The organism is Candidatus Synechococcus spongiarum (genome assembly GCF_900047545.1).
GTDB lineage: Bacteria > Cyanobacteriota > Cyanobacteriia > PCC-6307 > Cyanobiaceae > Synechococcus_B > Synechococcus_B spongiarum_C.
Window position 1 is genome coordinate 1 of record NZ_FITM01000178.1, and the last position, 8,532, is coordinate 8,532.

The following is an 8,532-nucleotide window of genomic DNA, read 5'->3' on the forward strand; positions in this document are numbered from 1 at the left end:
GCACCAGCACCAGCACGTCAGCCCACAGCGGCGCCTCAGCGTCCACAAGTCTCACCCACAGTATCCACGACCCCGGCATCTGGATCTAGTGTCACACTCCCCGCTGCTCTCCCTTCAGCAGAGGATGGGGCCAAAGCAGCGGAGCTGGACAAGCTCTGGCAAGCCATCCTGGACCAGTTTCAGTTGCAGTTCCCCCGCTTCTCACCCATACTGCGGCAGCAAGGAAAAGTGGCGTCCTGGGACGGATCCCAATTGGTGGTGCAGATCAATCAGATATGGCTGGAGAAGACCGAAGCCCGGCGCCCGCTGTTGGAGCAGGCGGTGGCTGCAGCCTTGGGCAAGACCGCCCATCTGGTGCTGACGGGGGCGGCCTCCGTGGAGGCTGACCGTGACCAACGCCCAGCCTCCCCACCGGAATCGCAGCCAAAGTCTTTACAGAAGGGGGTGGCTCAACCTCCGAGCCAAGCCCAAGCACAGACCCCAACACGGACTCAAGTCAAGCCGCCTCAGGCCGGCTCTCAAGGCAGACCTCAACCCAGGCTTCAACCTCAGCCTGCCACCAGCCCCTGGGAGCGGCACCACAACCGTCGAGAACCGTCCCCGGGAGCGCCGCCTGAGGTGTCCAGCACATCACTGGATGCCACCGCCAGAACCCTGGCCAATTTTTTCAACGGCGAAGTGGTGGACAGCGGCAATGATGCTCCCTAAGCCTCGGCAGTCACGCCCCCATGGAGGGTCTTGTCCCAAACACGGTGCTTGGGCTTGAGGGCCATGCGCATGGTCGCCAAGGGAATAATCAGGCTCCAGTGCAGGACATACACCAGGGTCATCAAGACGGTGGAGCCGCGGATCGCTGGCACGGGAGGGCCGCTGTTGGCAAGTGGACAGCGGGCCATGGCGGTCACCGTGAACAGGAGGGTCATGGTGGTCAACGGCCAGGCCAGGGGAGGGGAGCGCCACACCACGGCGCCCACCACGTCCCCTGCCATCACCAGCGGCTGAACGTATTGCAGGAGAAAAAAGGCCAGCACGTCCCGTTTGAGCCGTGGCTTGAGGCGAGAACTCAGCAGCGCAGGCCAGTAGTCAAAAAAGCGTTGCAATCCCCCTTCCGCCCAGCGCTGATGCTGGCGCCAAAGCGCACCCATGGAACTGACCGCTTCCTCCGCCACCGGTGGATCCCACACCACGGCAATGGGAACACCGTGAAGCTGGAGCCGCATCGTGAGGTCCAGGTCATCGGTGATGGTGGCTTCATTGAATCCCCCACAGCGCAGCAAGGTTTGGCGGGGAATGAATTGGCCGTTGCCCCGCAACTCGCCACAACCCTGATGGGTGATGCGGCCCTGTTGAATCAAGGCATCCACTGCCATCTCAACGGCTTGAGCCCGGGTGAGCAGGTTGCAGTCCGCGTTATGGACCGCCTTGCGCAGTTGAAGCGCACGGCTGCTGTCTTTCAAGAGGGGATTCAAGCGCTCCAGCAGTTCGGGATCCACCTGAGCATCGGCATCCAGCACCAGAAGCCACTCCCCCTTCAGATGGGGCAGCACCGCGTTCAGGGCGCCGGATTTCCACCCCCTGGCTTCGGAGGGACGGTGGATCACGTGAAGACTGCTGTGCTGCTCTTGCAGACGGTCCAGGATCTCTCCTGTGCCGTCCACGCTGCCGTCATCCACAATCCATAGTTGCAGTTGCTCCTCGCCGTATCGCAGGGCCAGCAGGTTGTTGACCAACTGCTCAATCACGGCAGCCTCGTTTTTGGCCGCCACCAGCACATCAACGGGGGACGAGGTGGTTGAAGAGCACAAGGCCTGGGTTGAGGACGAGTCGCTTTCCGGTGGACGTCCCGCTGTGGGAAAAATATGGCGCCCCAACAGGATGGCTGCCACCACCGCAGGCCAGGGGCCTCCGTGGAGCCAGTGGGGAAGTAGTCCCAGCAACAGAGACGTGGCTGCAAACAGGGCCGCTTTGCGGCGCCGTCCTCCTTCCCAGCAAGCAACGGGATTCATGGGCACCCTGGCAACTCGAGTCTCCAACTGCGTAGCGGTTGCCCCAAGGGCGGCAAGCCATGGCCTTCAATCATGCCATATCAGTTCGGTTAAAATTCTTTCTCTCTGTTGAACACCTCAACCATGCCCAAACTCAAAACCCGCCGCGCCGCCGCCAAGCGTTTCCGGATCACGGGAACTGGTAAGCTTCAGCGTCGTCATGCCTTCCGCAACCACCTGCTGGGCCATAAAAGTTCCAAGCGCAAGCGCTTTCTGGCCACTTCAGTAACGGTGGACCCCACGGATCATGATCGGGTCCAGAGCATGCTGCCCTACGGCAGCTAACCCGCACACTTGACACCATCGTCCTCCGTCATCTCAGCAATCTCAGTCCATGAGCCGCACCAGGAGGGGCAACGTTGCCCGCAAACGCCGCCAAAAGATCTTGAAGCTGGCCAAGGGCTTCGTGGGATCCAACGGCACCTTGTTTCGTACCGCGAACCAGCGGGTGATGAAGGCCCTCACCAACGCCTATCGGGATCGCCGCCGCCGCAAACGTGATTTCCGCCGTCTGTGGATTGCCCGCATCAATGCCGCAGCCCGTGGCCACGGACTGAGCTACAGCACCTTCATCGGCGGCTTGAAAAAGGCGGACGTGCGCCTGAATCGCAAAATGCTGGCCCAGTTGGCTGTTCTGGATCCCGCCAGCTTTGCCGCCGTGGCCGCCGCCGCTCAACCCTGAATCCAATCACCCTAAGCTTCAGCCACCATGAATTCCCCTCTGCCTTCCCTCTATCTGGTGGGCCTAGTGGTCTTGTTGGCCATCCTCAGCACTGTCGTTGGCGTTCAAGTATGGAAGGTGCGGCGTGACGAAGTAACGCTTCAGCGGCTGCAACAGAACATCGGTGACCGCAAGGCTGCGGATCCCGTAAAGCTCTATGAACTGGGCTCGGTCCAGTTGCGCAAGCGCCTCTTCCCGCAAGCGGTGACTACCCTCGGCAAAGCGGCCCAAAGGGCTGGCCAGGAGCCCCCGGAGGGGCAAGCGCTCATTCACAACGCCTTGGGCTATGCCCTGGCGGCCCAGAAGCAACACAGCGAGGCCATCCGCCACTACCGCAAGGCCTTGGAGGCCAAGCCGGACTATCCTGTGGCTTTGAACAACCTGGGCCATGCGCTGGAGCAGCAGCAACGGCAGAAAGAAGCGGCCCAAGCCTACGCGCAAACGCTGGCCCTAGATGCTGGCAACGCCATTGCCAAGCGCCGCCTGCAGCGCTTGGAGAAGGTCAAGGCGTCTACCCTGGATTCATAACGCTTCTGATCAACGGTCTTGCCTTTATCCAGCGCCATTGCGGATGAGCCCCTGCGGATTGCCGGGCGCTCCTTCAACAGCCGCCTGCTGACGGGGACAGGAAAATATCCCGATCTGGCAACCATGCAAGCCAGCCTGGACGCCAGTGGTTGCGCCATGGTCACAGTGGCTGTGCGGCGGGTCCAGAGTGGCGCGGCTGGCCACCAGGGTCTTGTGGAAGCCATTGACTGGTCCCGGCTGTGGATGCTCCCCAACACTGCGGGCTGCACCACTGCGGCGGAGGCGGTCCGCACGGCCCGCCTGGGGCGTGAGTTGGCGCGCCTGGCGGGGCAGGAGGACAACACCTTCGTGAAGCTGGAGGTGATCCCCGACCCCCGGCACCTGCTGCCGGACCCCATCGGCACGCTCCTGGCCGCCGAGCAACTGGTCAAAGAAGGCTTCAGCGTGCTGCCCTACATCAATGCCGATCCACTTCTGGCCCGTCGCCTGGAGGAGGTGGGCTGTGTCACGGTGATGCCCCTGGGATCACCCATCGGCTCTGGGCGGGGTTTGCGCAATCGCGACAACATCAGCCTGATGATCGAAGGCGCCGGCGTGCCTGTGGTGGTGGATGCCGGCATTGGCGTTCCCAGTGACGCTGCGGAGGCCATGGAGCTGGGGGCCGATGCTGTGCTCATTAACACCGCCATTGCCCAGGCCGGCACACCGGTGGCCATGGCCCAGGCCATGGCCATGGCCACCCAGGCAGGGCGCCTTGCCCACGTCAGTGGCCGGATCCCCCAACAACGAAAGGCTGTTGCCAGCTCACCCCAGAGTGGTCGCATCGGCAGTTGAGCCCGTGCCACGGGACCGGACTCTGTGAAGTCTCGCAACAGTGACGCAATACCGGTCCATGGCGCCCACCATTCCCCATACATTCGCCCCAAGTGTTCTTCTTGCACGCCATGACCGTCACCCATGAGGATGGAGGCCGCCTCAATGCGTTTGCCCGTGAGCCCAAGATGGTGCTTGCCGAACCCCTCACCGGCGCGGAGCAACGCCAGCGGCTCCTGCTCTACGGCCTGGGTGCGGGACTGGTGGTGGGCATGGTAGCCATCACGGCCTGGGTGAGTCACGGTCTGGTGTAGCTTGCCAAGCTGGAACGCCCTTGGCTGGAGAGGCACGCGTGAAGGTTCTTGTTCTTGGTGGTGATGGCTTTTGTGGCTGGCCTTGTGCTCTGAACCTTGCAGACCAGGGACATGAGGTGGTCATCGTTGACAACCTCAGCCGTCGCAAAATTGACGTTGAGCTGGGCATCACCTCCCTGACGCCTATTGCCACGGTTGAGGATCGACTCAAGGCCTGGCAGGAGGTGGGGGCCCAACCCATGGGCTTTGTGCTCCTGGATCTGGCCCGGGAGTATGAGCGGCTGCTGCAACTGCTTCGGGACGAAGCCCCGGATGCGGTGGTCCACTTTGCCGAGCAGCGGGCAGCACCCTACTCAATGAAGTCCTCGGCCTGCAAGCGCTACACCGTTGACAACAACGTCAATGGCACCCATAACCTGCTCTGCGCCATTGTGGAGAGCGGTCTGGACGTGCATGTGGTTCATCTGGGCACCATGGGGGTCTATGGCTACGGCTCCCATCGGGGCGCCACCATTCCCGAGGGGTATCTGACCGTGGAGGTGCCCCAGCCGGACGGCGGTCGCTTTACGGAGCAGATTTTGCATCCCGCCAATCCGGGCAGCGTCTACCACATGAGCAAAACCCTGGACCAACTGCTGTTTTTCTATTACAACAAGAACGACGCCCTCCGCATTACGGACCTGCACCAGGGCATTGTCTGGGGAACCAACACGAATCTCTGCGGGAAAGATCCTCGCCTGATCAACCGCTTTGACTACGACGGGGACTACGGCACCGTGCTCAACCGCTTTCTGATGCAGGCCGCCATCCACTACCCCCTCACCGTCCACGGCAGCGGCGGCCAGACGCGGGCCTTTATCCACATCCGCGACTCAGTCAAGTGTGTCCAACTGGCCCTGGACAATCCTCCAGTTCCCGGGGAAATGGTGAAAATCTTCAACCAGATGACGGAAAGCCATCAGGTGGGTCAACTGGCGCAGAAGGTGGCCCACCTGACAGGGGCGGAGGTGGCCCACCTGCCCAATCCCCGCAATGAGGCCAAGGACAACGACCTGACCGTGGACAACCGCTGTTTTCTGGATTTGGGCCTGGAACCCACCACCCTGGATGATGGCTTGCTGACGGAAGTAGTGGATGTTGCCCGTCGCTACGCCGAACGCTGTGACCGGCGGCGAATCCCCTGCACGTCCGCCTGGACACGGACCCAGGCAGAAGCCATCAACCCGTAGCCGTGCATATCGCCTTCTTTACCGAGACCTTCCTGCCCAAGGTGGACGGGATCGTGACCCGGCTCACCAGGACCATTGAGCATCTGGTGGCAGCTGGGGATGAAGTGCTGGTGTTCTGCCCGGAGGGGGCGCCCGACAACTACTGCGGCGCCCAGGTGATGGGGATTCCTGCCGTGCCTCTTCCCCTGTACCCGGAACTCAAGCTGGCCCTGCCCCGTCCTGTGGTGGCCGAGACCATTGACCGCTTCCAGGCGGACGTGATCCACGTGGTCAATCCCGCCATCTTGGGCCTGGGGGGAATCTGGCTGGCCAAAACCCAAGCCATTCCCCTGGTGGCCAGCTACCATACCCACCTGCCCAAATACCTGGAGCACTACGGGCTGGGCATGCTGGAACCACTCCTCTGGGAGTTGCTCAAGGCAGCCCATAACCAGGCTGGCCTGAACCTCTGCACCTCCACCGTCATGGTGCAGGAACTCTCCGAGCGGGGGATTCACAACATTGATCTCTGGCAACGGGGCGTGGACACGGATGCGTTTCACCCGGAACTGGCCTCGGCCCAGCGGCGGCAACAGTTGTTTGGTCCCCACCAGGAGGGTGACCCTCTGCTGCTCTACGTGGGCAGGCTCTCGGCGGAAAAACAGATTGAGTCCATTCTCCCCGTTCTCGAGGCCCTGCCTGGGTCGCGGCTGGCCCTTGTGGGGGATGGTCCCCACCGCCAGCAGTTGGAAAAAACTTTTGCCGGCACTGCCACTCGTTTTGTGGGCTACCTGAGGGGCGAAGAGCTGGCGGGAGCCTATGCCAGTGCCGATGCGTTTCTCTTCCCGTCCAGCACGGAGACCCTGGGTTTGGTGCTACTGGAGGCCATGGCGGCAGGCTGCCCTGTGGTGGCCGCCAAGCGCGGCGGCATTCCCGACATCGTGACCGACGGGGAGAACGGCTGCCTCTACGACCCGGATCAGAGCGATGGCCTACTGGTGGCCACCCGTCGCCTGCTGGAGCAGGAGGAACGCCATCAGCGGATGCGGCTAGCGGCCCGCCGTGAGGCGGAGCGCTGGGGATGGAGCGCCGCCACGGTCCAACTGCGTCGTTATTACAAGCAAGTGTTGGAGAAGTCCCTGGTGGCACCTGTTGCGGAGTGAAAGCACCTCCGAGCAAGAGCCTCCTCTGGACATGGAGCCTTCAGACCAGCACCTCCAGGCGGGAGAGGAAGAACAGAACCCAGACGGCAAACAGAATTAAAGCCACGGCAAGGCAGTAGGTATTTCTACACAACTTACGAAACGTCACACGATTTGGCAAGCCCCTGGCCGCTTTTTTCTCTCACACACTCAAAAAGTGGTCGATCACCGCCTGGGATAGGTCCGACGTGGGGCCACTGGCCACGATCCCACCTTTTTGCATGGCGTAGTAGGTGTGGGCCTGGCGGACAAAGTGGAGGTGCTGCTCCACCAGCAGCACACTGACCCCTGTCCGGGCCATGATGCGTCGCACGGCGGTTTCAATGTCGGCCACCACGTTGGGCTGGATGCCTTCGGTGGGCTCGTCCAGGAGCAGCAGTTGCGGTTTGCCTTGGAGTGCACGGGCCAGGGCCAACTGTTGTTGCTGGCCACCGCTCAAGTCCCCACCGCGCCGCTCCAACATGGTTGCCAGCGCCGGGAACAGGTCGAACACCTGGGGATCCAGACGATCCTGACGGGCCAGGCCACCGGGGCGGGCTTCCAGGCCCAGGCGCAGGTTGTCCCGCACCGTCAGTTGGGGAATGACCTCCCGCCCCTGGGGCACGTAGCCAATCCCCGCCCTGGCCCGCTGGTGGGGAGGCAGGGGCAGCAGGTCCCGCCCCGCCAGGTGAATCTGGCCCCGCTGGGGACAGATCAGTCCCATGACGGTTTTTAGCAAGGTGGTTTTGCCCACGCCGTTGCGGCCAATGAGGCAGACCATCTGCCCCCCGTGGACTTGCAGATCCACGTCCCGCAGGATGCGGCTTTCCCCGTAGCAGGTGGTGAGACCCGAGATCCGCAGCAGGGGCTCGTCCATTCCCGCTCCGTTCATGGCTGCTGCTCCTGGCCACCGCCAAGATAAACCTCCACCACCTGGGGGTCCGTTTGCACCTGGTCCATGGAGCCCTCACAGAGCACTTGGCCCTGGTGGAGCACGGTCACCCGGGTTTGCAGGCGGCGGATGAACTCCATGTCGTGCTCAATGACCAGCACCGTGTGGTCTCCCGCCAGGGACCTGAGCAGGTCTGCCGTGCGCTCGGTTTCCGCATCACTGAGGCCGGCAACGGGCTCATCCACCAGCAACAACTGGGGAGCCTGCACCACCAACATGCCGATCTCCAGCCACTGTTTTTGACCGTGGGAGAGGGACCCGGCCCGGTCATGGATCTGGGGGGCCAGGTTGATCACCTCCAAGAGATGGTGGATGCGCTGCCGTTGGGCGCTGGTGAGATGGCGCCGCAGAAGTCCCATGGGAGTTTTGGGGGCACTGACGGCCAAGGCCAGATTCTCCTGCACACTCAGGTGTTCAAACACCCTGGGGCTTTGAAACTTGCGGCCAACCCCCAGACGGGCAATCTGGTGTTCGTTGCGCCCCAGCAGGGAGCGGCCACAGAAGCACACATCACCCGCCTGGGGCTGCACCTTGCCGGTGATCACGTCCAGAAAGGTGGTCTTCCCGGCGCCGTTGGGGCCAATCACGGCCCGCAACTCCCCAGCGGCAAGTTGCAAGTTCAAGTTTTTCAAGGCCAGGAAGCCGTCAAAGCTGACATTGATGCCGACCAGCTCCAGCAGAGGTGGTCCAGGGGCGGGCATGGTTTAACTCTCCCCCTCTTGTGTGATCCCCACCTCCAAGGCGGGGTAGGTGCTGAGCCGTGGTCGCAG

The 8,532-nt window shown here is 62.5% G+C and carries 10 protein-coding genes and 1 pseudogene; 8 read left to right on the forward strand and 3 right to left on the reverse strand.

Annotated features, from left to right (window positions below):
• Positions 1-708, forward strand: a pseudogene (locus FLM9_RS08425) (hypothetical protein); the annotation flags it as partial.
• Here FLM9_RS08425 and FLM9_RS07575 read toward each other — a convergent pair.
• On the reverse strand, positions 705-2,006 hold the full coding sequence (locus FLM9_RS07575; RefSeq protein ID WP_074457999.1) for a glycosyltransferase family 2 protein: 1,302 nt from the start codon (positions 2,004-2,006) through the stop codon (positions 705-707). The pseudogene FLM9_RS08425 and the gene FLM9_RS07575 sit on opposite strands and share 4 nt — an antisense overlap.
• A 123-nt stretch (positions 2,007-2,129) precedes the next feature.
• Between FLM9_RS07575 and rpmI the strand changes: the two genes are divergently transcribed.
• The 7 genes from rpmI (at position 2,130) to FLM9_RS07610 (ending at position 6,792) form a co-directional block, all read left to right on the forward strand.
• Positions 2,130-2,330 (forward strand): 50S ribosomal protein L35, encoded by a 201-nt coding sequence (gene rpmI, locus FLM9_RS07580; RefSeq protein WP_074458000.1) that lies wholly within the window; start codon positions 2,130-2,132, stop codon positions 2,328-2,330.
• A gap of 49 nt (positions 2,331-2,379) precedes the next feature.
• The gene (gene rplT, locus FLM9_RS07585; protein ID WP_074458001.1) at positions 2,380-2,727 is read left to right on the forward strand and encodes a 50S ribosomal protein L20; all 348 of its coding nucleotides are present in this window, start codon (positions 2,380-2,382) and stop codon (positions 2,725-2,727) included.
• A gap of 27 nt (positions 2,728-2,754) precedes the next feature.
• Complete coding sequence (locus tag FLM9_RS07590) at positions 2,755-3,294, forward strand: tetratricopeptide repeat protein (RefSeq protein WP_074458002.1); 540 nt, start codon at positions 2,755-2,757, stop codon at positions 3,292-3,294.
• Between the two features lie 18 nt (positions 3,295-3,312).
• A complete protein-coding gene (locus tag FLM9_RS07595) occupies positions 3,313-4,128 on the forward strand; it encodes a thiazole synthase (protein ID WP_306806806.1) in 816 nt (271 codons plus the stop codon).
• A 110-nt stretch (positions 4,129-4,238) separates the two neighbouring features.
• The gene (gene psb34, locus FLM9_RS07600) at positions 4,239-4,421 is read left to right on the forward strand and encodes a photosystem II assembly protein Psb34 (RefSeq protein ID WP_074458003.1); all 183 of its coding nucleotides are present in this window, start codon (positions 4,239-4,241) and stop codon (positions 4,419-4,421) included.
• Between the two features lie 38 nt (positions 4,422-4,459).
• The gene (locus tag FLM9_RS07605; protein WP_074458004.1) at positions 4,460-5,650 is read left to right on the forward strand and encodes an NAD-dependent epimerase/dehydratase family protein; all 1,191 of its coding nucleotides are present in this window, start codon (positions 4,460-4,462) and stop codon (positions 5,648-5,650) included.
• A gap of 2 nt (positions 5,651-5,652) precedes the next feature.
• Positions 5,653-6,792 (forward strand): glycosyltransferase family 4 protein, encoded by a 1,140-nt coding sequence (locus FLM9_RS07610; RefSeq protein WP_074458005.1) that lies wholly within the window; start codon positions 5,653-5,655, stop codon positions 6,790-6,792.
• 181 nt (positions 6,793-6,973) lie between these two features.
• Here FLM9_RS07610 and urtE read toward each other — a convergent pair whose 3' ends face one another.
• Entirely contained in the window at positions 6,974-7,702 is a 729-nt protein-coding gene (urtE, locus tag FLM9_RS07615; protein ID WP_257243057.1) for an urea ABC transporter ATP-binding subunit UrtE, read from the reverse strand.
• Positions 7,699-8,463 carry an urea ABC transporter ATP-binding protein UrtD gene (urtD, locus tag FLM9_RS07620; protein ID WP_074458006.1) on the reverse strand — a complete coding sequence of 255 codons (765 nt, stop codon included), beginning with the start codon at positions 8,461-8,463 and terminating at the stop codon, positions 7,699-7,701. Before urtD ends, urtE begins: the two co-directional genes overlap by 4 nt.
• Positions 8,464-8,532: the final 69 nt, after the last annotated feature.